The 25,840-nt window shown below is 62.6% G+C and carries 22 protein-coding genes; 14 read left to right on the top strand and 8 right to left on the bottom strand.

Going from position 1 to position 25,840, the window contains the following annotated elements; translation table 11 throughout:
* Window positions 1-59: 59 nt before the first annotated feature.
* Both wrbA and RX328_RS38305 read left to right on the top strand, forming a co-directional pair.
* A complete protein-coding gene (gene wrbA, locus RX328_RS38300; RefSeq protein WP_213247963.1) occupies window positions 60-659 on the top strand; it encodes an NAD(P)H:quinone oxidoreductase in 600 nt (199 codons plus the stop codon).
* 176 nt (window positions 660-835) lie between these two features.
* Window positions 836-1,783, top strand: coding sequence for a DUF5996 family protein (locus tag RX328_RS38305; RefSeq protein WP_213247961.1), 948 nt, complete (start codon window positions 836-838; stop codon window positions 1,781-1,783).
* Between the two features lie 146 nt (window positions 1,784-1,929).
* Here RX328_RS38305 and RX328_RS38310 read toward each other — a convergent pair whose 3' ends face one another.
* The 3 genes from RX328_RS38310 to RX328_RS38320 form a co-directional block, all read right to left on the bottom strand.
* Window positions 1,930-2,121, bottom strand: coding sequence for a hypothetical protein (locus tag RX328_RS38310; RefSeq protein WP_213247959.1), 192 nt, complete (start codon window positions 2,119-2,121; stop codon window positions 1,930-1,932).
* 169 nt (window positions 2,122-2,290) lie between these two features.
* A complete protein-coding gene (locus tag RX328_RS38315) occupies window positions 2,291-3,478 on the bottom strand; it encodes a GNAT family N-acetyltransferase (protein ID WP_213247958.1) in 1,188 nt (395 codons plus the stop codon).
* 12 nt (window positions 3,479-3,490) lie between these two features.
* The gene (locus RX328_RS38320) at window positions 3,491-4,423 is read right to left on the bottom strand and encodes a cupin-like domain-containing protein (RefSeq protein WP_213247956.1); all 933 of its coding nucleotides are present in this window, start codon (window positions 4,421-4,423) and stop codon (window positions 3,491-3,493) included.
* 229 nt (window positions 4,424-4,652) lie between these two features.
* Here RX328_RS38320 and RX328_RS38325 point away from each other — a divergent pair, with 229 nt between their 5' ends.
* Window positions 4,653-5,744: a glycosyltransferase gene (locus RX328_RS38325; protein ID WP_213247954.1), complete on the top strand. Its 1,092-nt coding sequence runs from the start codon at window positions 4,653-4,655 to the stop codon at window positions 5,742-5,744.
* Window positions 5,745-5,890: 146 nt separating this feature from the next.
* On the opposite strand, the gene RX328_RS38330 is transcribed toward RX328_RS38325, so the two are convergent.
* The 3 genes from RX328_RS38330 to RX328_RS38340 form a co-directional block, all read right to left on the bottom strand.
* Window positions 5,891-7,204 (bottom strand): O-antigen ligase family protein, encoded by a 1,314-nt coding sequence (locus RX328_RS38330; protein ID WP_213247952.1) that lies wholly within the window; start codon window positions 7,202-7,204, stop codon window positions 5,891-5,893.
* On the bottom strand, window positions 7,201-8,202 hold the full coding sequence (locus RX328_RS38335) for a glycosyltransferase family 2 protein (RefSeq protein ID WP_249726140.1): 1,002 nt from the start codon (window positions 8,200-8,202) through the stop codon (window positions 7,201-7,203). Before RX328_RS38335 ends, RX328_RS38330 begins: the two co-directional genes overlap by 4 nt.
* A gap of 261 nt (window positions 8,203-8,463) precedes the next feature.
* A complete protein-coding gene (locus tag RX328_RS38340) occupies window positions 8,464-9,450 on the bottom strand; it encodes a glycoside hydrolase family 26 protein (RefSeq protein ID WP_213247950.1) in 987 nt (328 codons plus the stop codon).
* Between the two features lie 573 nt (window positions 9,451-10,023).
* Between RX328_RS38340 and RX328_RS38345 the strand changes: the two genes are divergently transcribed.
* From RX328_RS38345 to galE, 7 genes are all read left to right on the top strand, one after another.
* Window positions 10,024-11,538 carry a lipopolysaccharide biosynthesis protein gene (locus tag RX328_RS38345; RefSeq protein ID WP_213247948.1) on the top strand — a complete coding sequence of 505 codons (1,515 nt, stop codon included), beginning with the start codon at window positions 10,024-10,026 and terminating at the stop codon, window positions 11,536-11,538.
* Window positions 11,538-12,746: a hypothetical protein gene (locus RX328_RS38350; RefSeq protein WP_213247946.1), complete on the top strand. Its 1,209-nt coding sequence runs from the start codon at window positions 11,538-11,540 to the stop codon at window positions 12,744-12,746. The genes RX328_RS38345 and RX328_RS38350 overlap by 1 nt, the downstream gene beginning before the upstream one ends.
* 40 nt (window positions 12,747-12,786) lie before the next feature.
* The gene (locus RX328_RS38355) at window positions 12,787-13,584 is read left to right on the top strand and encodes a class I SAM-dependent methyltransferase (RefSeq protein ID WP_213247944.1); all 798 of its coding nucleotides are present in this window, start codon (window positions 12,787-12,789) and stop codon (window positions 13,582-13,584) included.
* Window positions 13,585-13,587: 3 nt separating this feature from the next.
* On the top strand, window positions 13,588-14,340 hold the full coding sequence (locus tag RX328_RS38360) for a polysaccharide deacetylase family protein (RefSeq protein WP_249726124.1): 753 nt from the start codon (window positions 13,588-13,590) through the stop codon (window positions 14,338-14,340).
* A 156-nt stretch (window positions 14,341-14,496) separates the two neighbouring features.
* A complete protein-coding gene (locus RX328_RS38365; RefSeq protein ID WP_213247942.1) occupies window positions 14,497-16,788 on the top strand; it encodes an exopolysaccharide transport family protein in 2,292 nt (763 codons plus the stop codon).
* On the top strand, window positions 16,781-17,605 hold the full coding sequence (locus tag RX328_RS38370; RefSeq protein ID WP_213247940.1) for a WecB/TagA/CpsF family glycosyltransferase: 825 nt from the start codon (window positions 16,781-16,783) through the stop codon (window positions 17,603-17,605). Before RX328_RS38365 ends, RX328_RS38370 begins: the two co-directional genes overlap by 8 nt.
* Window positions 17,602-18,612: a UDP-glucose 4-epimerase GalE gene (galE, locus tag RX328_RS38375; RefSeq protein WP_213247938.1), complete on the top strand. Its 1,011-nt coding sequence runs from the start codon at window positions 17,602-17,604 to the stop codon at window positions 18,610-18,612. The genes RX328_RS38370 and galE overlap by 4 nt, the downstream gene beginning before the upstream one ends.
* A 172-nt stretch (window positions 18,613-18,784) precedes the next feature.
* Here the strand turns inward: galE and RX328_RS38380 are convergent, their stop codons facing one another.
* Window positions 18,785-19,387, bottom strand: a complete 603-nt coding sequence (locus RX328_RS38380; RefSeq protein WP_213247936.1) for a DUF1080 domain-containing protein — start codon at window positions 19,385-19,387, stop codon at window positions 18,785-18,787.
* Between RX328_RS38380 and RX328_RS38385 the strand changes: the two genes are divergently transcribed.
* The 3 genes from RX328_RS38385 (at window position 19,386) to RX328_RS38395 (ending at window position 20,332) form a co-directional block, all read left to right on the top strand.
* Entirely contained in the window at window positions 19,386-19,556 is a 171-nt protein-coding gene (locus RX328_RS38385; protein ID WP_213247934.1) for a hypothetical protein, read from the top strand. The two genes, RX328_RS38380 and RX328_RS38385, sit on opposite strands and share 2 nt — an antisense overlap.
* Window positions 19,557-19,687: 131 nt before the next feature.
* Complete coding sequence (locus RX328_RS38390; RefSeq protein WP_213247932.1) at window positions 19,688-19,927, top strand: DUF2171 domain-containing protein; 240 nt, start codon at window positions 19,688-19,690, stop codon at window positions 19,925-19,927.
* A gap of 60 nt (window positions 19,928-19,987) precedes the next feature.
* Window positions 19,988-20,332 (top strand): hypothetical protein, encoded by a 345-nt coding sequence (locus tag RX328_RS38395; RefSeq protein WP_213247930.1) that lies wholly within the window; start codon window positions 19,988-19,990, stop codon window positions 20,330-20,332.
* Here RX328_RS38395 and RX328_RS38400 read toward each other — a convergent pair.
* Window positions 20,306-24,394 (bottom strand): GAF domain-containing protein, encoded by a 4,089-nt coding sequence (locus RX328_RS38400; RefSeq protein WP_213247928.1) that lies wholly within the window; start codon window positions 24,392-24,394, stop codon window positions 20,306-20,308. The two genes, RX328_RS38395 and RX328_RS38400, sit on opposite strands and share 27 nt — an antisense overlap.
* Before the next feature lie 375 nt (window positions 24,395-24,769).
* On the opposite strand from RX328_RS38400, the gene RX328_RS38405 reads away from it, so the two are divergent.
* Entirely contained in the window at window positions 24,770-25,822 is a 1,053-nt protein-coding gene (locus RX328_RS38405) for an Ldh family oxidoreductase (RefSeq protein ID WP_213247925.1), read from the top strand.
* Window positions 25,823-25,840: the final 18 nt, after the last annotated feature.

Here is a 25,840-nt window from a genome sequence, read left to right on the forward strand (position 1 = left end):
GGATGACGACTGACTTTTCCTGAACACCTCGCATCAAACCAAACCAAAGGACAACCACCATGGCCAAAGTACTCGTGCTCTATTATTCCGCTTACGGTCACATTGAAGCGATGGCGAATGCCGTAGCCGAAGGCGCGCGCAAGGCCGGCGCCACCGTCGACATCAAGCGCGTGCCGGAGCTCGTGCCTGAAGCGGTCGCCAAGGCCTCGCATTACAAGCTTGATCAGGCCGCGCCGATCGCAACGATCGAAGACCTCGCCAATTACGACGCGATCGTCATCGGCACCGGCACCCGCTTCGGCCGAATGACATCGCAGATGGCAAACTTCCTCGACCAGGCCGGCGGGCTCTGGGCCAAGGGCGCGCTGCACGGCAAGGTCGGCGGTGCCTTTACTGCGACGGCGACCCAGCATGGCGGGCAGGAAACCACGCTGTTTTCGATCATCACCAATCTCTTGCACTTCGGCATGACGGTCGTCGGCCTGAACTACGGCTTTGCCGGCCAGATGAAGCTCGACGAAATCACCGGCGGCGCGCCGTACGGCGCCACCACGATCACCGGCGGCGACGGCAGCCGCCAGCCGAGCGAAAACGAACTCGCCGGCGCGCGCTATCAGGGGCGCGTGATCGCGGAGACCGCGAACAAGCTGCATGGCTGATGCGATATGGGCGGCGTTCTCTCTTACGAATGCCGCCCTTTTGCAACTGGCACGCCGGTCGCTGCAGGTCATGGCGCGGCGCTGCCCGATGCACGAAATCGTGAGGCATGGTTTCTAAACGCCTGATGAATTCGTGATAGGCCTTCGACCTCCGGTCGGCACGCAAAGGTTCCAGCATGAGCAACAATTCGCAAGTCCCGTGGCCGGAATTGCCGACCGCGGCATGGCGTGACACTTATGCGACGCTACATCTCTGGACCCAAATCGTCGGCAAGATCCGCCTCGCCAAATCGCCATGGCTCAATCATTCCTGGCACGTGGCGCTTTATGTCACGCCGCGCGGATTGACGACATCGCCAGTGCCCGACGGCGCACGAACGTTCCAGATCGATTTCGAACTCATCGACCACCTCTTGCGCATCTCGACCAGCGACGGCGCTCAGCGGCACTTTGCGCTGCCGGGTCATTCCGTCGCAAGCTTCTACACCGCCACGCTTACCGCGCTTAGCGAACTCGGCATTGCCGTTGCCATCGACGAGATGCCGAACGAGCTGCCCGATCCGATAAAATTCTCCGAGGACACCGTGCACGCCTCCTACGATCCAGATGCTGTCGGACGCTTCCTGCAAATCCTCGTCACTAGCGATCGCGTCTTCAAACAGTTCCGCACCAGCTTTCTCGGCAAGACGAGCCCGGTGCACTTCTTCTGGGGCAGTTTCGATCTCGCGGTGACGCGCTTCTCGGGACGCCGCGCGCCACGCCATCCCGGCGGCGTGCCACATTTGCCCGACGCGGTTGCACATGAAGCCTATTCACACGAAGTCAGCAGCGCCGGGTTCTGGCCGGGCGGTGGCGCTATCGATTATCCCGCCTTCTATTCCTATGCCTATCCCGAGCCGCCGGGTTTTCACGCGGCGAAGGTGCAACCGGACGCGGCGTTCTTCAGCGAAGCGCTAGGCGAATTCATTCTGCCATACGACGCTGTCCGGACGGCTGCCGATCCCGACAAGGCGCTGCTCGATTTCCTGCACAGCACCTATGAGGCTGCGGCAATCGCGGCAAATTGGGATCGCGACGCGTTGGAATGCGATTCCGGGCAGCCCGGCGTGGTGAGACGGGTTTGAAGCTGCTGTGTGGGGTGGCAAAGCCAACGGTCGCGCGAACGCGCGCCTGATGACAGGCTTCGCGTACCCGCCATCTTCCTACTTCGCCGAAGATATTGGTGGGCACGGCGCAACGCGCCTTTGCCCACCCTACAGAATTCGCGCCCTCAATGCTGCAGTTCCGGCTTCACGACGGTCTGCCGGACTTCGGCGCCGCAATCGGCGCATTCATAGGTGAAGTCGATCTTTGCCTGGTTCCAATGCGGTTCGACGTCCCGAACGAACATCGGAAGTCCGACACAGCTCGGACAAAGGACGAAACCCGGCTCAATGCCATCATGATGAATATAGGCTGGCATGTTGGCTCTCCCCACGGCAGCAATTCACGAGTAGCCCTTCCACCCGAAGCGCAGCATACGCGCGTGGGGCGAAGCCGATCATCAACTTCCGCGAACACAGCAGGAACGGCTGCACAATCCTGGCATGTGTTGCAGATTTGCACGGTTGTTCCCGTGCGGCAACAATGTGTCAGTTCTTTTCGCGCGACAGTGGCTTGCCGAGCAAGCGCTTCACATGGAAGTCGAGCCGCGGATAGTTGCGCAATTCTCGCACCGCGCGATCGCGCAAGGCGTAGGGCCATCCGCGCCAGCTCAAGGCCGCGCTGACGTCGATCAGCGGCACGCGCGTGACGCCGAAGCGGCGCTTATAGGCGTAATTGCCGACGGAGAAGTCGAACTCGCGCACGCCGTCCTTGTGCAGGGCTGCCATGGTGCGCTCGATGATCAGCCGGCCCGGCGAACAGCTCGACCATTTCTCGCCGGCATTGCTGATGCGGATCATCACATAACGTGAGCCGGTCCTGATGCCGAGCAGCGTCGCCACGATTTCGTCGCCGGCTGCGAGCGAGGAGACCAGCGCATAGCCGTTGCCGACGCCGTCGCGCACCAGGTTGCGATAGAACACTGCGCAGGTTTCGTCATTGAGGATGTAATTCAGCCCGAGGCTTCGCATCCGCGTGCCCTGCTGAACCTCGGTGGTCGAGAGAATCCGCAGCGCCTCGTCGGTATCGGTGACGATCGCAAAGGACGCAGCCGGATCGCGCGTGAACACGCGCCAGCTCCGCTCCAGCTCTTTGCGCACGGTCCTTCCCAGCGAGTAGCGCCAGGCGTCGTAATCCTCGCCTGTCGTGACGAGATTACCGTTGAGCGAGCATGCTCCGGCAGCATCGAGCAACGCAATAGGATTGGGCTTACCGTCGAGGTCGACAGGCACCTTGCGAAGGCGGACAAGATCGGCCGCGTCGGGCATCCGCTGCAGCGCAGACAACAGGCTGCGCCACAGCGCGCGCGCCATCTTGGCATCGCGTGGCGCGGCGCTGCCCAGGATCGGCGCATTGTAATCGGTCAAATCGAGATCGGCGAATTCGACAATGACGATCTTGCCTTGCTGTCGGCGGATCAGCGGCAGCAGCACAACCGGCTCGCCGCTCGATGCGTCTGTGACGATCGCGATCAACGGCGCCACGCCCTCGGCCGCGGCGAAGGCGCCGTACCAGGCGTCATACCATTGCGGGTGCTGGAACGGCGTCGACGGGCTGATGTCGTGCCACCGCGCGACGGCCTGTTGCCAGTCGCGCACCAGTTCGACGCGGAATCCGGCCGCGCGGCGTGATGAGCGCGCCGCCAATTGCCCCGCACTGGTCGTCAGCACTGTCATCGGCGTTGCGATCTATGCCGCCTTCGGCAGATCGATAATCTTGCCGGGTTCGCCCGCATCGAGGCGGAAATCGATCGCGCGGCGGGCGCTCCGCTCGCGCTTGACCCATTTGCTGTCGCGCACGATTTTTTGCAGTATCTTCTTGGCGAAGAAGGACGGTCCGCGCAGATTGCGGCTCTTCGGCGTATAGCCGAAGCGGTGGCGCAGCAGACCGTTGGCGAGATGAATGATCTGGGCGCGACGGATGTCGTTGTTACCGTAAGACACCGTCATCGAGATGTTGACGGTGCCAAGATTTTCGACGCGGTGCGGCGCGTTCAGCGGCCAGTTCAGCATCTGGCCGGGCTCGAGGTCGAACACCTGCGCATGCGCGTCGTACCAGGGCGCATAGGGCAGATCGACCTCGACGTCGAACAGCGCGATGTCCTCGAGGTGCTCCGGCTTGAGGAACGGCGGCGTGTTCGGATAGACGTAGACCCGCTTGCGGCCGGCGATCTGGATCAGACCCTGCCCGGGTAAATCGGCATGATAATAAACCTGCGCGTCCGGCGAGGAGACCAGAATGCCGGCCTGGTGGTTCGGCGCCACGAACCCAGGAACCTTGGCGGCGATCTCCTCGAACATCCGGTCGATCAGCTTGCGAAAGCGACTGTCGACCGCGCCGACGTCGCGCATGTTGAGCCAGAGCCCGCCGCGGGCAATCGCTTCGATGACCTGCCGGCCGGAGAGGTTACCGATATCACCCTCGCGCCACACCCGGCTGGAGCCCTTGGCCCCGGTCTTCACCAGGCTGTAGTGCTCGCGTGGATAGCTCTCGATCAGTTGGGCGAGTTCGTCCATCGAGAAGGCGGGCGATTTGTGCATCTCGTGTTGCAGCCGGATCGGCTGATGGCTCCAAAGCTCGGAATGCGTCTCATCCCATGTGCTGAAGATCTTGCCCGTCATCGCCGCGCTCCTGCTGACTTCCTGTTGCCTGGCGCACGGCCTATTCCGGCTGTCCCGAAATCGCGGCTTGGCGCCATTGCGTGACCGCCCGATGTCCCGTTATGAGACGGCCGGACGATCTTCACGGTAGAATTGGCAAGAACGGTGCCGGGCGGACGCTGCCGCTTACCGGAAGCTAATGTCTGGCAGGTATGGCTAACGCCGAGACTCACTGGAACCCCGCCGCACGATGACTGGAGAAACCCGATATCGGGCGCTGTTTCTTGGCGCGGGACCGCAGATGCATTGCGGCATCGGTCAGTTCACCCGGCTGTTGCAGGAGACGATCGAAAAGCTCGAGCCCGGCGCTAGCGCGACGTTAACCCTGACGCGCAGCGAGGGTTCGCTCGCCGATATCTGGCGCGCGGTCGGCACGGCAGAAAGCGTGGTCTGCAACCTCCCGATCGTGGCGTGGAAACGCGTGATCGTCGCGCCGCTCATGGTGCTGGCGATCGGCTGGCTACGCCGGCGCAAAATTATCCTGATTCAACACGAATGGGGCGGGCTGCACTGGCTGCGCCGCATCACCTACATTCCGGCGCTGCTGCTGGCCGACACCATCATCATGTTCTCGCCGCTGGTCCGGCGCGAGCTGGCTGACGATCGCCTGCTCGGCTGGACCGCGAAAAAAATCGTGCTGGCGCCGCTGCCGCCGAATATTGAAGCCCCGGCAGGCATCGAGGACTCGAAATTGCGCCATCGCCTCATCGCCGCCAAAGGCGACGGGCGGCTCTTGATCGGCCATTTCGGATCGATCTATCCGAGCAAGCAACCCAATGCGCTGCTCGAGATCGGCGCCATCCTGAAGCAGCGCGGGCTCAAGCCGCTGCTCGTCTATATCGGCTCCTTCATTCGCGGCGTCGACAAGGTCGAGGAGGAGTTTCATGCCCGCGCGCGCGAACTCGGCATTGCCGAAGACGTAAGCGTCTCCGGCTTCGTCGCCTCCGATCACGAGGTGTTCGGCCTGTTCAGCGAGGTGGACGTATTCTGCTATCCACTTGACGAAGGGATCACCGCGCGGCGCTCCAGCATTCTCACCTGCGTGCAATCCGGCCGTCCGCTGATCGTCGCCGGGCCTGCGCTGCCCGAGGAATTCGACCACCATCCGCGGTTCAAGGAACTGATCAGCCGCGGCGCTGTCGTGCTGGTCGCGCGCGGCTCGGATAACGAGGCCTATGCCGACCGGATTGCCTCGGTGGTGAAGTGGCCGCCGGTGCCGTTGCCGTTTGATTTCGACGGCTGGTGGAAGGATGTGGCCGAAGCTGTGCGGGCACAGTTGTAGGATGCGTTCCCCGGACGCAGCGCAGTGCGCCGCCTTGCGGCGTAGTGCGCTGCTGATCCGGGGTCCGGGAAGTTGCGGGAGGGAATGGGTCCCGGCTCTACGGCGCAGCGCGAAGAGCGCTGCACCGCGTCCGGGACACGCAATCGTCAGGCACGCGCCCGGAACCGGGCGAGATAGTGCAGACCGAATACCGCCATCAGGAACGTGAACCACAGCGGATCGGAGCGGTCGAGAAAGAAGCTTTCCATCGCCGACAGATAGAGCCCGAACAGCCAGATCCGCAGCAGCATCATGGCGAGCGGACCGTTGTTGCCGCCCTCCTCCGCCCGTTGGAAATTCCTCAACGGCAGAATCACCAGCACCAGGATCAGCAAAAGAAGCCCGGGAACGCCCATACCCAGCGCGGTGTCGAGATAGCCATTATGGCTGTGCGCGGCGAAGCTGGCCCACTCCTTGCCTTCGGGAAGATTTTGAATGGCGCTGCTGCCCCAGAAGGAAGCAAAGCCGTATCCGGTGAGCAATCGTGCCTGTAGCGACTGCAACGCAAACGCCCAGATGTCAGTGCGCCCGGTGAACGTCGAATCGAACGGCAGCAGTTTGGAGATTCCGGCGAGGCTTTCAAACATCACCGTGCCGACGCTCAGCAGGTTCAGCAACACCAGCGGCGTGAGCAAGATGATCGCGCGAAGCCAGAACGAGCGGATTAAAGAGGTGACCGACGTCAGCAGAAGCACCGCAAAGCACAGCGTCAGCGAGCTCTTTCCGGCCGAATACAATAGGAACAGCGAGGCAAGCGCGGTGATGGCGGCGCCGGACATCCATAGACCGGAGCGGATGATGTAGACGCCGAGAAACAGTACCATCACCATGATGGCTGCGGCCTGGTTCTTGTGGCCGAACGTGCCGCGCCAGTTGCCGGCAAGTCCCGGCTCCAGCGGGTCGGTCGCCAAGTGAATCGAAAGATCCGGGGCCAGCAATATTCCGAGATAGCAGATCGCCAATAGCGTGAGCGCCGCGATCGTGAACCAATGCATCAATTCCTGCTGTGACCGCGGCAGCAGCATCAGCGCGGCGGTGACTGCGACAACGCAGGTCGTCAGCGAACAACGCCTGATCGACGTTGTCGGATCGAACGACAAGACGACGGTTACCAGCACCCAGGCGCCGAACAGGACAAACGCCGGCGACAACAATGTCGCCAATCCCCGGGCGTCATTTCGCATCGCGAGCGCAACTGTCAGCACGCTGAGCGCGCCGAACATCGCATAGGTTGCCAGTTCGTTTCCGGTGCTGACGTCACCGATCTGCATGTCGCCGAGACTGACGAACGGATGTAGCGATATCCAGCCAAGCAGCAGCGTGCCGACAAAGGTCGCGCCGCGAACGATGTCCATCACCTGCTGCCGCTCTATCCCGGCGGCAACATTGCGGATTTCTGATGCGCCGATGCGCTGGCTCATGAGACGATCTTCGAGGCCTTGTAGGGCTGCGGCTCGAGGCCGAACGCGGCCAGCACGCTGCCGATTGCCACGATTACGGGATGCATGGCAATGGTCCACTCGCGCTCGGTGAAGACCGCGTGCAGGGCATGGATGAGCGACAGCGGCAAGGCTGCCAGCAATTTGGCGGTCAACTTCGCCCGCAACCGGAACGTCGGCGTCGCTTTGCGCTGGACGTGGTAGTTAATCGCGCCGATCCGCAAGCCCCGCGTCACCAGCCATTTCAGGCCGGTTCGGTTTTGCGGCACGGTCTCGCTGATCGCGGCTTCGGCTACCCAATGAAACCGCAAACCGAGCCTTTTGCAGCGATAGAAGAAATCGGTGTCTCCGCCGCCAAGAAAATTGAAACGGAGGTCGAACGCCGGCGTGTCCAACCGGTCGAACACCGCGCGCCGGATCAGGCAATTGCCGCAGCCATAGATCACCGGCACTGGACCTGAGGCGTCGTAGGCCGGCGCAAATGCGGGGTGACGACGCAGCCCACGCTTCCGTTTGTCATCGAATTCAGGAAATACCGGCCCGCCGACGATGTCGGCGCCGGTCGCTTCCGCCGTCCCGACCATCTGCTCCAGCCAGTCCGGCGAAGCGATTTCGTCGTCGTCGATCATCAAGAAGCTGGTCGCAGAAGGGAACATCTGCAGCGCCGTCTCGAAGGCGGCATTGATCGCATAGCAGTTTCCCTGCCGCGGCTCGATCACGCAGAGTCCTGAGAGCTTCCCCGACGCCAGATATTCGGCGGCCACCGGCACGCTCTCGCTCCTCGACGCATCGTTCTCCACCATCACGATGGCGAAGCGGTGGCTGGCGCGTTGAGCGGCAAGCGACTGAAGCGTCCGGCGCAGGTACTCGGGGCGGCGAAAACAGGGGATGCAAACCACAGTTTCGAGTCCCGGATCGAGCGCCGGCGAAACTGCCACCAGTGCGCGCAGAGCCCTGACCGCCGGATCAGGCCGCTCCATCCGGCGATCGCTGGTCGAAATCCCTGCCATGAAAGTCTGGTCGTTCACGAATATGTCTCATCGTCCCGAAACGGGATGGCCGGACTAATCCGGCACACTTCCGTCTCGATAAAACCGCTCGCTCCGGGATCTCTCCGGGCGTTGCGGAAGTAACGCGCACCGTGGTGCAAATTTCGATCCGGCAGCGAAACGTGAGGCACCGAACTTCGGCGACGGTTAATGGACGGGGTTAATCCGCGCTGAACGAACGTCGAGTGCGGATCAACGGCTGAACAATTTTCGGAACAGCCTTTGCGAGTTCGGAAACTGGCCGTTGTCGATCTGGGTAGGCCACGCCCCGTTGACGTCGAAATAGGCGGCGTAGGCGATCCTGTCTTCGTTCTTCATGAACCAGTCGTGCATCTGCTGAATGAAGAACGGATTATCTCCGAAATTGCCCACGCCCCATTCGGGATAGCTCATGCGCTTGCCGTGTCGGAGCGCAAAGTCGCGGTGCCATTCGAGGCCGAATGGCGCCTTGACGTAGAAGGTGTTCCAGCGCTCCTCGGCGGAGCCTTCATGCTTGAAGTCGTAAACGTCGAGGCCGATGTAATCGACGACGTCGTCGCCGGGGTAGCTCGCGTCCGCCGGCATATCCTGCGGTCCCCATCCCGGACACCAATCGAACTTGAAGCCAGTGGAGTGACGGCGGAATATCTCCACGACGCGGCGGAACGCCTTGATGTAATCGGCTTCATGCCCTTTCGCGAACCACGCCATTTCCGCCAGGTTCATTTCCCAGCCGAGCCGGATGATCGCCTGGGGATGGGCTGCCGAAATCGCCCGGGCTGCCGCTTCGAATTCGGCATCGTGCAAGCCTTCGGCAACGTCGGCGAGAGGCGTGCCCTTCATGGTCAGTGGGATCGACCAGACCACGTTGCGCATAGGGTTGAGCTTCCTCCAAACGCCGGGAACCCAACTCAGTTTGGAGAAGTCCTCCCAGGCGGTTTGTCCATAGAAGTCGACGCCGAGCACCGAGGACGGCTTCTGCTTCAGCCATTTTTCCCACGCCTGCAGCGTATGCTCCCGCCCGACGGGACCCCAATTCACGAAGGCGCCTGCGAACTTCGACGGAGTGGACGTGGCGCGTGAGGCAGCATTGCTGTCGACGTGCGCTAACAGCAGCACGGTCAGGACAAAAGCTGCCAGGAACAGCACCAGCCGCTTCAGGCCGTGCTTCTTGCGATGCCTCTGATCAGTTCGGAACATCGTCCACCCTCGCGTGCTTTCTGGCAAAGACGGACGTCACGGCGCTAAGGCGCCGCAGGAAACCGTTGCGATGATGAACTCTCGCCGTCGCAAAAGGATACAGACCGGACAAGGTGGCTGTCCCAAAATCAACAGGAGCCCCGCAGAGCCCGCTCTGCGGAAAGAGATTTTATCGAAAAATAGCCAAACGCTCATCGGCAATCCATTCGCCGAAAAGGCCGGCGATCTCGGTGACGGGCTGTGCAATATCCAGTCCACTGCGGGCGCATGCACGAATACGTGCGGCCGAAATGGTTACCGCGCAGCTCAGAACGGCCCGGCCTGTTGCAAACACGGACAGCCCGGACAGATCGGATGTGCCGAAAGCTTCCGGCCTCGTCGTCTATCGGCAAGAGCCGACGGAAAACCTCCGAGTTAACCACGCTGACGCACCGCAAGACGTTCCGCGCCGGTTCGGCACCGATCTTGCTCCAATGGGCACCGCGGGAGATCGCGCCTGATAACGGCGAGCCTCCGGCAGATCGTCGAGATGAATTGTGCCGTGTCATTAACCCTGAACCCATTGCCGAAGTAATGCTCAGCCAAACGTTCCACTATTCGGTCGCGAGCGTCGTATCGGCTGCTATCGGCTTGCTGAGCGCGGTCGTATTCACGCGCCTGCTCTCGCCGGACGAATATGGAGTCTATGTCGTCGGTCTCAGCACCGCGGGTATCGTCTCGGCGCTGCTGTTCACCTGGGTTCGGGTCGCCGCGCTGCGTTTTCAGTCGGAGGGCGGCACGGTCGACGTCAGGAAGACCATTTTTCTCGCCTACCTCATCTCCGCCCTCGCCGCGCCGATCGCACTTCTCGTCGCCACGCTGACGACGTCGGTCTCGCTGGAACGAAATGTCGCCGCCATTTTCTTTGCGCTGGGGCTCGGCCTGTTTGAACTCGGGCAGGAACTGCTCAAGGCGCGGCTGCAATCGCTTGCGTTCATGACGGCGTCGATCATCCGCGCCTGCCTGGCGTTTACGCTGTGTTTGGCCGCGGCGCTGCTGGGCGGCGGCGGACTGTGCCAGCTCGCGATGGTAGCCATCACCTATTTCGTCACGACGACGTTGTTTGCGAACACGATCCTGCGGTCGCCCGTCGCGGGACCAAAGCTTTCCGATTTGCGAACGTTTGCGGCCTTCGGCATTCCAATCACGCTATCCGGCATCATCTTTGCGACTCATGCTGCGCTCGACCGGATGCTGGTGTTTCATTTCATTGGCGACCACGCGGCAGGCCAGTACGGCGCTTCCGCCGATCTCGTCCGGCAGATCATCCTGATTCCGGCGGTAAGCATCGCATCCGCGACGATCCCGCTGGCGGTGCGCGCTTACGCCAACGGCGCCGCCCGCGAGGCGCGGCCACATCTGGAATTCAGCCTCGAAATCCTCCTCGCCGCCGTCCTGCCTGCCGTCGTCGGCGTGGCGCTGACGAGCAGCTATATCGCCGGCGTGATCCTCGGCAGCGAGTTCAGGGAGACCGCGGCGCAGATCATGCCGATCCTGGCATTCGCCTGGCTGTTCCAGTCATTCTCCCAGTCCTACATTCACGCGAGCTTTCATCTTGCCAAGACGCCGTTCATGATGACGATGCAAAGCATCGCGATGCTGATCGCGAACTTGCTGGTCATGCCGGTTCTGCTTGCCAGATTTGGCCTGATTGGCGCGGCGTCGAGCCTTGTCATCGTCGAAGCATTCGGCGCGGGTTTCGGCTGGTATCTCACCCGGAAAGCGTTTCCGCTTCCCTTCAATGCGTTCCAGGTCATGCGCATCGTCTCGGCGGCGGCAATCATGGCGCTGGTGCTGACGTTCTTGAAACCGCTGCTTCCGATCGGCGTGATCTCGTTTGGTGTACTGGCCGCGACCGGCTGCCTCGTGTACGTCGTCGCCGCCTTCGCGTTTGACATCGCGGGCTTGCGGAAGGCCGTCATCGCCTACGGCGCGCATCGCAAGCTCTGGCCGGCCAGCAAATCGACCCGTGAAGCACACGCCCTTCCGGCTCCGTCGATCACCGCCCCCGCCACGGGGTTATCCAGCATGTCGATCAGAAAACCATGATGCGGCTCGCCAGCAAAAGCCCGGTCGTTGCAACCGACAATCGACATGTCATTTGTCGAACCAATTCAGCATCGCTGTCGGACTTTACCGACAAGCGGCGCGAGGCGACCCGCCCGCTCGCGTTCCGGGGCGAGAATTTCGACCGCGACTTCGACAGCAATACGCTGTTCTACGATGCAGTGCAGGTCAGCAAATCAAAGATTGCGCTGTTTGCACCGCCCTTCTTCAACCTCGCGCGGGACGTTGCGACAACAACCTTCATCAGCGGCGCCGGGACCTGCAAAGCGTGGACAAGGCAGCTCGACCGTCACGCCCAGTTGTGGCTGGACATTCCCGAGAATGCCAGCCCGGTCCAGGCATTGGGCGAACTGGGCAGCTTCACCTTCTCGGTGTCGCCGAATGAGTCGGAAATGTTCCGCGGTTGCCGCGTCATCTTTACGATGTCGAAAGACAACCCGATTGAATGGATCCTCGATTGGGTGAGGTTCAACCGCGACGTTCACGGGGCGGACGCCGTTCTCATCTACGACAACGGCTCCAGCGCCTACGACAGCGCCACCTTGAGCGCGGCGCTTCGATCGATCGCGGGCATCCGATGCTCGGTCGTGATGGAGTGGCCCTTCAAGTACGGCCCGCAGGGCGCCAATAGCTGGGATCACTGGGATTCCGATTTCTGCCAGCTGGGAGCCTGGGAGCACGCAAGGTGGCGGTTCCTGCAGCATGCCCGAAGCGCCATGAATTCCGACATCGACGAGCTGGTACTCTCGAAGAACGGAAAGTCGGTATTCGAAGCCGCCGAGCAATCATGGACAGGCCTTGTTCGCTATCGGGGACGATGGATCATCGGCATCGACGACGGTCTCCGCGACGACATGCGCATTCCGCATCGCCACGCCGACTTCTCGATCTTCATGCCGCCGAAATACGAGCTCTCACGGCTGGTGATGCGACGTGACGCCAATGCGTGCCTGCCGAAATGGACGGTGGTTCCCGGCCGGTGTCCGACGCATGCGCAATGGCACGTGCATTCGATCTTCTCCTGGTGGACCTCGTATTTCTGCACCAAGGACTTTTCGTTCCGGCATTTTCGCGAGATCGGCAGCAACTGGAAATATCAACGCACCAACCGCGTGCCGTTCGATCCTTCGATTCACAAGGCGGACCAGGCGTTGTTGCAAGCGTTTCAGCGGGTGGATTGGGAAAACTAGAATGAACAGGGCATCCCCCACGTCAGAATGGATGGATTCGATGAACGAGGCAGTCACGATCGGCCACGCGCCGGCGACAGCAAACTCTCCGCAAACCGTGCCGCATCCGCAGGCGCTGCTCGAGCTAGTGCACGGCGAGGCGCGCCAGAGTCTGCTCACGGTTCATGCCATTCTCGAAGCGTCGCTGCCTGAAGGCGAACTCTCGATTTACGAAGCCGGCGGCGGCTCGACCAGCTTCCTGCCGCTCAAAGTGCTGCATCGCGCCAACGTCACCGTGGTCGATATCGACGAGGACCAGATCCGCAACAACGATTACGCGCAGCAGGCCATCCTCGGCGACATCCAGACCCATCGCTTCCGGCCCAACAGCTTCGACCTGGTGATCTGCTACAACGTGATCGAGCACGTACCCGACGTCGAAGCGGCATTGCTGCGCTTTTGCGAAGCGCTGAAGCCGAACGGCCTCATCCTGATCGGCGCGCCCAATCCGCGCTCGCTGTCCGGCTTTGTCACCAAATACTCGCCGCACTGGTTCCATGTCTGGTTCTACCGCCATGTCCGCGGCGACAACAAAGCCGGCCTGCCCGGCCACGCACCGTTCCCAACGCTGTTCCATCCGCTGGTCACGCTTTCCAATCTGGAAGCATTCGCCGAACAGCACGGCCTGCAGATGATCTATCGCAAGCAGTATGAGAGCCCTCGCTATCCGGAGATGCGGCTGCGCATGCCCGCCTTCGCTGCGCTGGTCGATGCCGCCGCGCGCGCGATGAACTTCTTCCTGCCCGGCCGCACCGACGTGCGGCAGGGTGACTACCATGTGATCCTGCGAAAGCGCTGAACCATGAACGCGATGTGGTCAGAGGCAAGGGCAAAGGTCGGCCACCGGCTGGCGATGCATTTGCACGTCGATCTGTTCCGGCTGCGCACCAGCACGCCGATGCTCAGTTTCACCTTCGACGACCTGCCAAAGAGCGCGGTGACGACCGGCGCTGCGATGCTCGAAGCGCATGGCGCGCGGGGAACGTTCTATGTCTCGGGCAGTCTGGTCGGCGCCGATGCGCCGGACTGGGTGACGGGCGATGGCGAGGATGTGGTCTCGCTTCACCACGGGGGTCACGAGATCGGCTGCCACACGTTTTCGCATCAGCGCGCCTGCGACCTCGACGAGGGCGCGATGCGACAGGAAATCCTGCGCAACCGCGCTTACCTTCACGCGCTCGACCCTTCGATACGGATCGATAGTTTTGCCTATCCGTTCGGATACGGCTCCTACGCCCGCAAGCATCAGCTCAAAAAGGAATTCGAGACCTGCCGCAGCATCGTCCAGGGCGTCAACAGCGGCGGCGTGGATCTGCAGTTCCTGCGCGCGATGCCGCTGATCGATCGCGAGATGGACCGTGACGGGATTGAACGCGCGTTTGACGACGCGCAAACCAATAATGGATGGTTAATTTTCTACGGCCACGACGTCACCAACCGGCCGAGCCCCTATGGCTGCTCGCCTGCCCTGCTCGAGCATGCGCTCGCAGCGGCATCGCGGCGGAAAATTCCTATCCTCACCGTGGCGGAGGCGATGCGATGCGCCCGCGGTTAAACGCTTTGTTTGCCATTTCGGTGAATAGTCTCTCGGTGAGTATGGTTAATTTTCCCTGTTGCGTTTCTTCAGCGCTTTTTTCCGGCGCGCCTGGCGTGACCCGAAGAGTAACCCCTCAGCCGATGCGTGCGGCAGTTCGAATGGATGCTGGGGTCGATGCTTATCTATGACCAGCCGATAAAGCCTGACGCCAGGCCCGCCGCGGCGACCGCGCCGGCCGGCTTCAGCTTGCTCGATCTGGCCCAGCTGCTGTGGCAACGGAAGGCGGCGATCGCATCAGCGGCGCTGATCTCCGCCTGCATTGCCGTTGCGGTCGGCAAGTGCCTGACGCCGAAATACACCGCCTCCACCCAGCTCTACGTCGATCCCCGCGAATTGCAGTTGGTCGATCGCGAATTGACGCCCCGCGCCCAGGATATTTCCGGCCTCGCGATGGTGGTGGAAAGCCAGGCGCGCGTCATCACCTCGAACAACGTGCTGCTGCAGGTGATCCGCGACACCAATCTGGAAAAGGATCCGGAGTTCGGCGGCGGCGATGCCAAGGGCTTGCTCGGATCGCTGCTCGGCCTGTTCGGCATCGAGCTACGCCCGACCGCCGAGCAGCAGAAGCAAATTCAGATGGGCGCGCTGGAAGCGCTTAATCGCCACGTCAACGTCAAGAAGACCGATCGGACCTTCATCGTCGACATCGACGTCTGGTCGTACGAGCCCGCCAAAGCCGCGATGCTCGCCAACGCGATCTCAAAAGCCTATTTGGCCGAATCCAAACAGTCGCAGGCCGCCGCCGCGCGGCGCGCGACCAGCGATCTTTCCGGCCGGCTGAAGGAGCTGCAGGAACGGCTTCGCAATGCCGAGAACACGCTTGCGGTCTACAAGGCGCAAAACAACTTTGTCGGCACCCAGGACACGCTGATCAGCGACCAGCAGCTCTCCGCCAGCAACCAGCGGCTCGCCGCGGCGCGTGCGCTGACGCTCGACGCGCAGGCCAAATTCGACCAGATCGCAGCCAGTCGCAAGGCATCAAGCGACGCCGGCGCCATTCCCGAGGCGCTGCAGTCGCCGACCATTGCCAATCTGCGGGCGCAATTTGCCGAGGCGCGAAAGCGCCAGGCTGAACTGCAGAGCGAACTGGGGCCGCGCCATCCGGCGCTGCGCCAGATGGAGCAGCAGGTGCAGGACCTGCGCCGCGCCATCAATGAAGAGGTCGAGCGCTTCGCGCAAGCCGCGAAGAACGACCTGATCCGCGCCCGTGATTACGAGGCATCGCTCAACAAGGCGCTGGAAACCCAGAAGCGCCAGAGCGTCCAGATGAGCCAGGCTTCGGTGCGTCTGCGCGAGCTCGAACGCGAGGTCGAGGCGAGCCGCGACGTCTACCAGTCGTTCCTGAAGCGATCGCGCGAAACCGAAGAGCAGGAAAGCCTGAACACCTCGAACGCACGCATCATCGGTGAGGCCACCGTGCCGCGGCGCCGCACCTTCCCGCCGGCCATGAGCTTGCTCGCGATGATCGGCTTTGTTCTGGGCGGGCTCGCAGCCGCCGGCTGGATCGTCGCGGCCAATCAGTTGATGCCGGGCACGAACCCGCTGCAGCCCCGGGACAAGGCGCCGTCGGAAGCTACGGAAGAGCCCGCCGCGCCTGAGGCTGCGAGCGAGCCGCCTGCCGCCGAACTGCGGGCGCAACCCGCCGTCAGCCTGATCGAAAAGCCGCTGATCGCACGGCTACACGAAGCCGACGTGATGCGCACGCTCAGTGGCATTCTTGCGACCGATGGCATCGCCGACGTCACGCGCTTCGGTTGGCCTACGCTGCGCGCCGGCTTTTCGTTGATGACCGTCCTCAATGCCATGCGCGAGATGCGCGCAGCGCTGGCCAGGCGCGCCGGGCAAACGCCGCCCGTGATGGCCGTGATCGGCGCAGGTTCGGATCAGGACCGCAGCATCGTCGCGCTGAACATCGCGCTCGCCGCGGCGCGCGACGGCGCCAAGGTGCTGTTGATCGATGCCGACCTCAAGCAGCGCGCGCTGTCGGACAAGGTGAGCCACTTGGCCAAGAGCGAGCCCAACCGTTTCGGCTGGCTCAGCATCGGCACCAAGGCCCCCCGCGCGATCCAGACCGCCAACGGAATCTCGATCCTGCCGGCCATCAAGGCTACGGACGCGAAGGCCGGCGATGCCATTCGAAAGGCGATTGCGCAGGCCCGTTCCGCGCGCGAACATGACCTCGTGATCCTCGACGGGCCGGCGATGCCGTGGAGCCCGACCGACCGCAAACTGCTTGAGATGGCCGAGGGACTGGTTGCGATCCTGCCGGTGCACCTCGACATCAACGACAGCATGGAAGACATTATCGCAGCCCTCGGTGGGGCCGCGCACAAGCTGGTCGGTGTCGTCCTCAGCGAAGTCGACCCCACGGCCGTCGGCCAGCAGCGGGACAAGCAATATGCTTGAGCGCCGCGCAAATCCCGTCGGCCGAGCGGCTACGGCCAGCATACCCCGCATCACGCTCGGTGGGCTACGGCTCGCCGTGCTGGATCTCGAGCAGACTGCGAACTTCATGATCGACATGGTGTTCCCGCAACGTCGCATCAATCGTCCGCTCTATCTGACCTCGGCCAATGGCGAGGTGCTGGCGCGCTGCTCGACCGAGCCGATGACCGACCGGCTGTTCCGAACTGCCGATCTGATCAATGCCGACGGCCAGCCGCTGGTGGCCGTGTCGCGGCTCAAATCGAGGACACCGCTGCCCGAGCGCGTCGCGACCACCGACCTGTTCCACGTCGTCGCCCGCAAGGCGCAGGCGGCCGGCCTGACCTTCTACATGCTGGGTGCGGACGAGACCGAGAACGCCGCCGCGGTCGCCAGCGTTCGCAGGCAATATCCCGATCTCAAGATTGTCGGCCGTTACCACGGCTATCTCCGGGGCGAGGCGCTGCGCACCAAGGTCGCCGAAATCAACGCGCTGGCACCGGACTATCTCTGGGTCGCGCTCGGTGTTCCCTATGAACAGGCCTTCGTCGAGGAATTCGCGCCCGCCCTCTCCAATGTCGGCGTTATCAAGACGGCGGGGGGACTGTTCAATTTCCTGTCAGGCAGCCGCACCCGCGCGCCGCTGTGGATGCAACATGCGGGCCTCGAATGGACTTGGCGCATCTGGCTGGAGCCGCGCCGCCTGTTCTGGCGCTATTTGACCACCAATCCCCGCGCGCTGTATCTGTTGCTGAACAGGAGCCGATCGAGGGACACCGGCGGGACACAAAGCCGATGAGCAGCCGTCCAACCATTCTCGTCACCGGCGGAGCGGGCTATATCGGCTCGCATTGCTGCAGGGCATTGGATAGCGCGGGCTACCAGCCCGTTGTCTACGACAATCTTTCGACCGGCCATCGCAGCTTCGCCGCGGGCACGCTGGTGGTCGGCGACATCGCCGACAGGGCGACGCTGGCGCGGACCTTTGCCGAGCATGACATTGTGGCGGTCATGCACTTCGCCGCGTCGAGCCTGGTCGGCGAATCCGTTGCCGATCCGCAGAAATACTACGTCAACAATCTCGCCGGCACGCTGTCGCTGCTCGAGACCATGCGTGCGGCCGGCTGTAACCGCCTGGTGTTTTCATCGACCGGCGCGGTCTATGGCAATGCCGACAGCAAGGCACTGCCCGAAGACTATCCCTGCGCGCCGATCAATCCCTATGGCGCCTCGAAATGGATGATCGAGCGCATGCTGGCGGATTATCGCACAGCCTATGGCTTCGGCTCGTTCGCGCTGCGCTACTTCAACGCTGCAGGCGCCGATCCCGCCGGCGGCATCGGCGAATTGCGCGAGGTGGAAACCCACCTGATCCCCCGCGCCATGATGGCGCTGCAGGGACATGTGCCTGATTTCGCCGTGTTCGGCGACGATTACGACACGCCCGACGGGACCGCGATCCGCGACTACATCCACGTGACCGATCTGGCGACCGCCCACGTGCTTGCGCTCGAGCTTCTGCTGCAGGGGCATGCCGGCGGCGCCTTCAATCTCGGCACCGGCGATGGCTTTTCGGTGCGCGAGATCCTCGCGGCGATCGCCGCCGAGACCGGCCGCGAAGTCCCGCATGTCGTCAAGCCCCGCCGACCAGGCGATCCAACCTATCTGGTCGCCGATCCCTCCGCCGCGCGCGCGACATTGAACTTCCGTCCCGCCCATTCGGATCTGGCCACGATCATCCGCACCGCCTGGGCGTGGCACAAGAAGGCCCACCCGCTCAAGACGGGTGCGCCTGGTCGCGATTGAGGCGAGGTTACTCCGGGGCGCTTGAACCTCGGCGATCCCGATGCGGCGACACCCCCACCCGTAGCTGATGCTCCGCATCAGCATCACTTTGAAGAACGGCGGCCCGGAGGCCGCCTATGCCTCCCCCGGGAGCGGGGAGGGAGTCCAAAGAGCGGCACAAGCCCCCAACGGCCTACAGCGGCTTGATCTGCACCTTGCGGAACTTGACCACGCCAGAGCCGTATTGCAGGGCAAACGGGCCGCTGGCGTGTTTTGAATCCTGGACGTCGGCCGTCTTCTGGCCGTTCAGTACGACGACGAGATGCGGCCCCTTGGCCGTGATTTCGAAGGTATTCCACTTGCCGCCCGCCTTCGGCATCGGGTCGACCTTGGCCAGGTCGACGATTGCGCCGGTGCCGTAGGTCGGATCGGGCCGCTTGTCGAAGATGTTGACCTCGTAGCAGATCTTGGCGTCGATTTTGGCCGACTGGTCGCAGCGAATGAAGATGCCGCTGTTCGCGTCATCGTCGGCCCAGAACTCGACCTTCATCTCGAAATCTTTGTAGGACTGCTTGCTGACGAGATAGGAGGGATCTTTGCCTTCAGTGATCTTGTCTGCGACCAGCGCGCCGTCCTTCATCGCCCAATTGGCTTTGCCGACCTCGGTCCAGTCGCCCATCTTGGTGCCGTCGACGAGCGTCACCCAGCCATCGCTCTGGCCGGACGCCACGCTGGAAAATTGAACGGCGGCTGCGCCCATCAACAGGCCGGCCGCAAGTACCGACAAACGCTTCATGAACGTAACCCTCCTCTGGCTGCTTTTGGTTAGGCGGCAACGTAGCATCACATTGACCAGCGTAAATCCGTTTTTCATGCTGCAGATGCGTTGTGCCAAGGATGAAGACGCCGTAGTGCTGATCATGGGCGAAGGTCCGGCGACCTCGACGGTGGCGGAAGACAGATAACCGCTCTATTGCAAGCGCTCGGGAGCAATGCTGTGTGGCTGGCGTACAGGCCGCGAACAGCGGCAGACGGCTCCGCAACTATTTCGGCGGCGATGCGTTTCATGCTCTCAACCACGTTACGGACATGAAACATGACTGTTACCGCGCAGATCAAGGAACACATGGACGTCATCTCGTCGGATAGGAAGACGGTCGGAAAAGTCGACCATCTCGAAGGAACCGACAAGATCAAGCTGACCAAACAGAGCTCGCCCGATGGTCAGCATCACCACTTCATTCCGGTGTCATGGGTCGATCACGTCGATCAGCATGTGCATCTCAATAAATCGGGCGCGGATGTGACCGCGCACTGGCAGCACGGCCGGCAGTAGCCGGCTGACGCGCATTGCGCCGCGTGCGGATGTGGCTATCATCTGATGATAGGAGATGGGATGCATCCGGCGACGCGACTGCAGTTCGAACGCTTGATCGGCGAGTACACGCGCTGGCGGGCTGTTCCCGAAACCGAACGATCGGCCGCCCCGGCATGGTGGTGGGGACCGGCGATGGAGTTGCGCAGCGCGCCGCAATCCCTGCCGCCGGAATGGTGTGCCGAGCTTGGCCTGCCCAACCAGGCGACCTATGCCGCCGCGGCAGAGCTCCTCCTCAAAGCCTTCGCGGGGCAGACCTCCCTGCCCTGGCCGGACGACTTTCCCCGCAAGGCTGACGCTCCCGACGCAAAGCTCGTGCGTGAGCTGCACCCGCAGCCGTCAGACGACAGTGCGTTTCAACCCTGACCCAGCCTCCGGCTGCAGCGGCGGCGAGGCTAGTCGCGGTTCGGCCCGAAGCAGATCAGCCATCTCCTTTGCAGGTAGCGGTTTCGAGAACAGGAAGCCTTGCATCTCGTCGCAGGCGTGGCTGCGCAGGAACGCCTCCTGCTCGAGGGTCTCGACACCCTCCGCAATGACAGTCATGCCAAGCGCCTTGCCCATGCTGATGATCGCCTGCGCAATAGCCTGGTCTTCGGAATCGACCGGCAGGTCGCGAACGAAAGAGCGATCGATCTTGATGGTGTCGATCGGGAACTGCTTCATCAGCGACATCGACGAATAGCCGGTTCCGAAATCGTCGATCGCAAGGCGAATGCCGCGGCTCTGGATCGCGTCGAGGATCTTGACCGCGCGCGACACATGCCGCATCACCATGCTTTCGGTGACCTCAAGCTGCAGCAACACCGGCGACATGCCGCTTGCCAACAGCGCCTCGTCGACGTCCTGCAGCAGATGCGGATCGGCGAATTGCCGCGGCGACAGGTTGACCGCCACCGTCACCGGCCGCAGGCCACGGCGCTGCCAGGCCATGTTCTGCGCGCAGGCTTCTTCGAGCACCCAGCGGCCGATCGGAACGATCAGGCCGGTTTCTTCGGCGAGCGGGATGAATTGCCCCGGGGAGACGGTGCCGAGCTCGGGATGATTCCAGCGCAACAGCGCTTCGACCCCGGTGATCTGACGACTCTCCATGTCGATCTTGGGCTGGTAGTGCAGCGAGAACTGGTCGCGCTCCAGCGCGCGGCGCAGCGCGCTCTCCAGCGTCAGACGCTCGATCGACTGCGTCTTGATCTCCTTGGTGAAGAAGCGGAAGCCGTTCTTGCCGTCTTCCTTGGCGAGATACATCGCCATGTCGGCGTTCTTGGTCAGCGTCTGCATGTCGGCACCGTCGGACGGGTACATCGCGATCCCGATCGAGGCGGTGGTGTGGCATTCGTGACCACTGAGCTGCAGCGGCTGGCCCAGTACGGAGAGAAGCTCGCCGGCTATGCGCTCCACCTCGTGACGCTCGGCCGCCTCCTCCAGAATGACCACCAACTCGTCGCCACCGAGCCGCGCCACGACGTCGCTCGAGCGCAGCGCGCGGCGTAGTCTGTTGCCGATCTCCACCAGCAACATGTCGCCGGCGTCATGCCCTAGCGAATCGTTGATGACCTTGAATCTGTCGAGGTCGATGAACAGCAGCGCAAACTGCCGCTGGTAGCGCGCGGCGGCGTCGATCGCTCGGCGAAGCATACCGTTGAACATCTCCCGGTTCGGCAGGTTGGTCAGGCTGTCGTGCGACGCCAGGTACTCGATCCGCTCGTCCGCGCGGGTCTTTTCATCCGCGCGATCGAAATTCTCCAAGGCAAAGGACACGTTGTCGACGAGCCGCTGCAACAGCTCGGCAAATTCAGGCGTGAATGTATCCGTCTCGCGCGACATGAACGACATCACGCCGACGGCTTGCCCATGCACCAGCAGGGGGAACGAAGCGCCGGAATTCGTGCCATCGAGACGCGCTCTGTGGTGAAACGCCTCGGCATTGGGATCAGCGAGGTAATCGTTGATGATGCACGGCCGCTGCGAACGGATCGCCTGACCGCACAGCCCACGTCCCTCCGGGTGCGCCTCACTGGCCGATATCTTCGCCAGACGTGCGCTGAGGGCAGTCGGACCCGCGGCAGCAACAACTTCGAGATCATCGCTGTCGGGTTTCGCCAATACGATGGAGGTCAGGGTGAACTTGCCGCCATTGGCGGCGGCTTCGCACACCAGGTCGAACAGTTCTGTCCGGGAGGTCGCGCGGATGATCGCCTCATTGGTCGCGCTCAGCGCCGCGAGCATGCGCGTCAGGCGTTCCTTCTGGACTTCGGTCCTGGCCTTGTCCTCGGCACGATCGAAGTTCTCCAGCGCGAACGAGACATTGTCGGCCAGTCGTTGCAGCAGTTCGACGAATTCGGCGGTGAAGGTGTCCTTGTCCAAGGACATGTAGATCATGACGCCAACTGGCTCGTCCCGGACCAAGAGAGGAAAGGCGGCGCCTGACTGAGCGCCATAGCTACCTACGACGGCCTGGAAGGCGGCAACGCGCTGGTCGCTAACATAATCATTGGTGATGCATGGACGCCCGGTTCGAAACGCCGTTCCGCTGAGCCCCCGTCCCTCGGGACGGCTTTCATCCGTCGACAACCTGACGTGCCGCGTCGTCTCGGCTGCCGGGCCGGAGGCGGCCACGATTCTGAGAAGGTCGCTGCCGGGGGTGGCCAGCGCAATGGTGGTCGACGTAAACCTGCCGCCATTTGCCGCAGCCTCGCACACGAGATCAAAAAGCTCCGTGCGGGATTTGGCGCGCATGATGGCTTCGTTGGTTCTGCTCAAAGCAGCGAACATCCGCGTCAGGCGCTCTTTCTGACTTTCGGTCCTCGCCTTCTCGTCCGCCCGGTCGAAATTTTCCAGCGCGAACGACACATTCTCCGTGAGTCGCTGCAACAGTTCGGCAAATTCGGGCGTGAACGTGTCTTTCTCGGACGAGATGAAGAACATCACACCGAAGGGCTGACCGGAAACGAGCAGCGGAAACGCAGCGCCCGACATAGCACCATCGCTATGAATGAACTGATGAAATGCCGATCCTCGCGGATCGGCCCGCAAGTCGTTTGCGATGCAAGCTCGCTTGGAGCGGAACGCATTGCCGCAGAGACCACGCCCTTCAGGCAGATCCGCGTTGGTCGAGACCTTGACCCGCCGCATGTTGTTTGCCGTCGGTCCCGCAACGGCCACCAGATCGATGTCGTAGCTGTCGGGGCGGGCCAACAGGATACTGGTCGAGTTGAACCGTCCACCATTCGCGGCAGCTTCGCACACGAGTTCGAACAGCTCCGCCCGCGACGTCGCACGGACGATCGCTTCGTTGGTGGCGCTGAGCGCCGCCAGCATGCGCCCCAAACGTTGCTTCTGCGCGTCGGCCCGCGCCTTTTCGCTGGCACGCTCGAAGTTTTCCAGCGCAAAGGAAACGTTTTCTGCGATCCGCGCCATCAGCGCGACGATCTCTTCATCCTCCGCCCACAGCTTTCCGACGAAGAACAGCAGCACGCCGACGCTCTCATCTGCCTTGATCAGGGGAAGGGCGACGCAGGCGGTAACGCCCGTTTCGCGGGCGGTCTGGTGCCAGGGCTGCCCCTGTGTCGAGCTGAGAATGTCGTTGTTGACGGCAGGCTGCTGCGTCCGGAATGCCTTGCCGCAGACGCCCGTTCCATACGGGTTGCCCGCGTCGATCGAGAACGGCGCACGCATGATCTGTTCGACGATTGCGCCTGTCCCGGCGACCGGCTTCAGCCAGATCGAGTCCGGCTCTGCAAGCAGGATCACCGTGGCCGCTGATTTTCCGCTGTATACCGCTGCGTCGCAAACGCGCTGATAGAGTTCCTGTTCAGTCTTGGCGCGAAGAATGGCTTCGTTGGTCGCGCTGATGGCGCCGAACATCCGATTCAACCGCCGCATGGTGCGCTCGCCGTTCTTGCGCGCAGCTTCATGGTCGAAATTGTCGAGCGCGAACGAAATGTTTGCCGACACACGCTCCAGCATCGAGACGAGCTGCCCGTCGATCGAGTGCGCCTCGCGCCGCGAAACGAGCAACACGCCGACGCTCTCGCCATTGCAGAGCAGCGGCAGCGCTGCCGCCGCGCGGACCTGGTTGGCCTTCGCGCCGTCGTGCCAGGCCAGCGAACGCGGATCGTTCAGGAAATCGTTGCTGACGCATACGCGCCCATCGCGGAACGCTTGTCCGGCCACACCGGATCCCTCGGGCGTTCCGGCCAGAACCGAAATATCGATGCTGCGCAGCCGGGGCACGTCATCGCCGCAGCCGGCGGCGAAGCGCAGGAGATTGGTTTCCCTCTCCAGCAGGAAGACCGATACAGCGAGGAAGTCGCCGACCGAGAACGCGGCGTCGCAAACCTTCGCATACAGTTCCTCGGGCGATTTGGCGTACAGAATCGCTTCGTTGGTCGCATTCAACGCCGCGAGTGTGCGCGCGATGTCGGTCTTCACCGTCCCCAAGCTCCCTGCCGGCAGCGCCGGGCTGCCCCTTGCGGATTTTATGCGTGCAACAGGCCTAAATGCTCGTTATTGGCGGCCGGGAGTTGCGATTCAGAGTAAATGTCAGACCAACGACGAACGACGCCGCTCCGGAGAACTACGGCCCATTCACGATTTGTCAGCCATACCACTGGCGCGCGCCGGCCGGGATGCGGCACACCCGCCGCAACCAGTCTTGCAGGATGAAAATCCTGATACGTGAGGGCCGTGCTGACGGCATGGCTAACCGGATTTTTCCACGCTTGCCCTGCCGTGGGCGCTTTGAGAGCATGCCGGCACCAAGCACGACCCGCGGTTCGCGCGGGCGCTCAAGGTGAGGAAAATCCCATGCCGATGGTCCAGGCCGACCGTCTCACGCGAATCGGCGAGGTTCTGCTTAGGGCTGCCGGTGCAACTGAAGAGGAAGCCAGTGCGGTCGCCGTCGGCTGCGTCAACGCCAACCTCGCCGGCCACGATTCGCACGGGGTGATCGCGATCCCGACCTATATTGACCGCATCAAGGCCGGTCATATCGTGCCCGGCGCCCAATGGACCATCGTCCAGGAATCGCCGACCACGACCGTGATCGATGGCCATTGGGGGTTCGGCTTTCACGTCAACGCCCAGGCAATGGCCTTGACGATCGAGAAAGCCAAGACTGCCAATGTGGCGGCCTGCACGGTGTTCCGGCAAAGCCATGTCGGGCGTCTCGCCGCCTATCCATTGATGGCGATACGGGCCGGCATGATCGGGATTGCCGCCGCCGATTCCGGCCGCTCGCCGAAGCATGTCGCGCCGTTTGGCGGCCGCGAGGCAAGGCTCGGCACCAACCCGATCTCGATTGCGGTGCCGTCCGATCTTGAGGCACCGTTCTATCTTGACATGGCGACCTCAGCGGTGGCGGCCGGAAAGATTGCATTGTCGGTCGCGCGCGGCGAACAGATCCCGCAAGGCTGGATCATCGACGCCGAGGGACGGCACACCACTGACCCCACCCAGTATCGCAAGGGCGGCGCGCTGCTGCCGCTCGGCGGCAGCGAGGGGTACAAGGGAAGTGGGCTGGCAGCGATGGTGGAAGTGCTCTGCGGGCTGCTCACGGGACTTGGGTTTGGCGTTGAGCCGACCGGCCGGCACAACGACGGATGTTTCATGGCGGTGTTCAACGTCGCAGCCTTCCGTCCCCTGAAGGATTTCGAGAAGGAGGTCGGCGAGTTCGCGCGTTATCTCAAATCGACGCCGCCGTCGGAAGGCTCGCCCGGCGTGTTCTATCCCGGCGAGATCGAACATATCCGCGAGCAGCAGCGCAGGCGCGACGGTATCGAGGTCGAGGACGCCACCTGGGAAAAATTGAAGGTACTCGCCACCGACTACAAACTCGCCGTCGAACTCGACATGAAATGAAATCCAAACCAGTCCGCA

Origin of the sequence: Bradyrhizobium sp. sBnM-33 (assembly GCF_032917945.1) — a bacterium.
In the GTDB taxonomy this organism is placed as follows: Bacteria; Pseudomonadota; Alphaproteobacteria; order Rhizobiales; family Xanthobacteraceae; genus Bradyrhizobium.